4 protein-coding genes are annotated in these 2989 nt (G+C 50.9%); all 4 read right to left on the minus strand.

The features are described 5' to 3' along the window. The coding region (locus Q0X25_RS08205) for a DNA topoisomerase (protein ID WP_298581130.1) at nt 1-1333 on the minus strand (1333 nt) is incomplete at its 3' end. A gap of 42 nt (nt 1334-1375) precedes the next feature. Continuing rightward, complete coding sequence (gene tatC / locus Q0X25_RS08210; RefSeq protein ID WP_021735847.1) at nt 1376-2230, minus strand: twin-arginine translocase subunit TatC; 855 nt, start codon at nt 2228-2230, stop codon at nt 1376-1378. 15 nt (nt 2231-2245) lie between these two features. Then, nucleotides 2246-2788, minus strand: a complete 543-nt coding sequence (locus tag Q0X25_RS08215) for a twin-arginine translocase TatA/TatE family subunit (RefSeq protein ID WP_021735846.1) — start codon at nt 2786-2788, stop codon at nt 2246-2248. Nucleotides 2789-2827: 39 nt separating this feature from the next. Continuing rightward, a complete protein-coding gene (locus Q0X25_RS08220) occupies nt 2828-2983 on the minus strand; it encodes an STAS domain-containing protein (RefSeq protein WP_298581135.1) in 156 nt (51 codons plus the stop codon). Between the last annotated feature and the right edge of the window lie 6 nt (nt 2984-2989).

Genomic DNA, 2989 nt, shown 5'->3' on the forward strand with positions numbered 1-2989 from the left:
CAATAAGGTTGTAGAGCTTCCACGCGGCTGGCTGGAGCTTATGAGGATCCGCCGCCGCAGTAGGGTAAATAGGCGGATGGTCGGTAGTTTCCTGCTTTCCACGGGTGGTAGTCAGCTTTGATTTGCCAAGCAGCTCTGTGCACGTCGGACGGTAGTTAGGCACAGCCGAAAGAGTCTTTACAACATCGCGCAAATCAAGAGAGCGCGGATAGACCGTATTATCAACACGAGGGTAGGAAATCAGACCATCCATGTAGAGTGACTCTGCCAAACGCATAGTACGCGAAGGAGAAAGACCTTCAGACGCTGCCGCTGCCTGCAGTGAGGTTGTATTAAAAGGCGCTGGTGGACGCACGGTACGTGTCTTTTTGCTCACAGCACTAATCGTTGCTTCCTTAGCATCACAGACACGCGCAAAAATCTCAGCTGCAAGCTCTGCTTCCCAAAAGCGACCTTCCTTGGTGCCAGAATGAGAAATACGAAAAGCACTCTCAACATCATCTTGCTGGCGATGCGCCATACCCCAAATGACCCAATAATCCTTGGGAACAAACGCCTGACGTTCGCGCTCACGCTCAACTACCAGCGCAAGGGTAGGTGTCTGCACGCGACCAGCCGAGCGCACATTTCCAAAGCCACCAAAGTGTGCCATCGTGAGGTAACGAGTCAACACAGCGCCCCAGATAAGATCAATATATTGGCGGCTCTCACCCGCATCTGCGAGATCGTGGTCAAGCGGTACCAAATTGGCAAAGGCGTGGTCAATCTCCGATTTGGTAAAGGCTGAATAGCGTGCACGAGACACGGGAACTTCAGGAGCAACCTGCTGCATCTGCCGCAAGGCATCTGATCCAATAAGCTCACCTTCGCGGTCAAAGTCTGTGCCAATAATAATGGCATCAGACTTCTTCGCAAGATTTTTGAGCGCACGGATGATTTCTTTTTCAGCAGGCTGTTTTTCGATAGGAGCCCAAACTAAATACGGGAGGCTGGGGACCTTCCAGCCTTTGATATCGATACCATCAGCGAGGTAAGGTTTACGCTTGCTCGTGTAGGGTGGACGATCCAAGCCATCGGGCAAATCCGCAGCTAAATGCTCGCCTGAAAGAGTTTCTGCATACCAACCTTCACGCTGATTAAACCTCAATGCCGGCGGAAAGTCGGGGGCCATAATATGCCCACGTAGACCAATTGTTACGCAGTCATGCCCATCATGACTAAAACGGTAGATGGGCGTGTTGTAAACCTTATCTGGCTTTGGCTTGCCAATGTCACAGAGCAATCGTGCAATCTGTTGGGCAGCATCATTTTTCTCGGTGACAATTAGTATCAAGCTTCTGAGCCTTTCTTGATAATGTCCTATACAAAGCTGGACTTAGGACTTTTTCTTTGCAAGAGCTTTTTGTTGCTCAGCTTCCTGCCGGGCGAGTTTGCGAGCTTCGAGCTCGTCTTGATGTTCCTCGTAATCTTCGCGACTCCACTTAAGCGCTGCTTTGCCATCGCGCACCGTAATAACTTGTCGAGCAACTGCAAGAGCAATCTCGTACAAAAGTACCATGGGGAAATACATCAGCAGCATGGTCATAGGTGATGCATCAGGGGTAAAGCAGGCGGTCAATACCAACAGGCCTACATAGACATAGCGCCAATTTTCACGGAAAGCCTTGTAGGGAATAACATGCAAAATCGACAGGTAAAAAACGAAGAGCGGCAACTGAAAGGTCACGCCAAACGCAACTTCAAGCAGCATCATCAAATTAAGGTAGTCGGTGGCCTCTGCCACGACATTAGCGTTCATCTCGATTGTTTGCTCAACCAACCAGCCAAACGCCGCCTGCAAAATCACCGCATAGCAAAAAGCCATACCCAAGAAGAAAAGAAAAACCATAATCATAAAGGTAGGAACTACCCATCGACGTTCTTTTTCCTTAAGAGCTGGCAGCACAAAACCAAAAATCTCCCAAACGATGATAGGCGTGCAGACAATCACGCCAAAAAAGAGTGCCACTTTAAAGCGGATAGTAAAGCCACCTAAGGCGGTAAGTACGGTGAGCTCTGTACCCTTGGGCAGAGCCTGACGGATAGCATCCATCATCATCGCGATAAGCGTTGGGGTAGCCACATATACGACCACAGTCGTAATAAGTACCGAAACGATAATAATGGTCATCCTCCGGCGAAGCTCGCCAAGGTGATCCAACAAGGGCATACGCGCAGGACCAATAGGCATATCTATACGGGAACGCTACTCTTGCGCGTCCCCTCCCTCCTTCCTGGGGGTGAGGGCATACAGCGCAGCAGCACTCGTATCAGGCTTTACAGGAGCGGCAACAGGCGCTGCAGGAGCATCACTGTCCGCATCAAGATCAGCATCCAAGTCAGCATCTTCTACCGAAGTTGTGCCCTCAGAAGAACTCTTCTGAGCTTCGGCGGCTTCTTTTGCAGCAGCTTCAGCAGCGGCACGCTCAGCCTTGAGACGCTCACGGCGCTCGGCAAAGGTCTCCTTGTGAGCAATTGCTGCCATGTCCTCATCAAGGTCCGCATCCTCTGCAGCAGCTGCAGCCATCGCATCACGCTTGGCCTTTGCCTCAGCTGGATCGTTAAGCGCATCAGAAAGCGGGTCGACCACCTCAGCCTGCACAACCTGCGTAAAACCCTCCTGTGCATCACGGAACTGACGCAGCATACGGCCAATCGTCCTGCCCATACCCGGCAATTTATCCGGGCCAAAGAGCAAAAAACCAAAGATCAAGATGATGACCATCTCTGTTGTGCCGATACCAAACACCTTGGCTCCTCTTCTTTAGAACTCAGTAATTAGGACGCCCTAGTCGCTTTCACGCACGCCAAGCTTATCGGCCACATCAAGCAGCGTGAAAACGCGCGCAACATTGCGTTGTGGATTGGTGACATGAAATGCTATGCCAGCCTCAAACGCCTTATGCGCAAATGCTACCAGTACGCCAATACCTGTCGAATCAATATAGGG

It is taken from the genome of uncultured Olegusella sp. (assembly GCF_947253395.1).
GTDB lineage: Bacteria > Actinomycetota > Coriobacteriia > Coriobacteriales > Atopobiaceae > Olegusella.

What these genes read in the sequence shown, in the direction of transcription:
- tatC (WP_021735847.1), bottom strand. Translation starts at nt 2,230, where the DNA reads ATGCCTATTGGTCCTGCGCGTATGCCCTTGTTGGATCACCTTGGCGAG.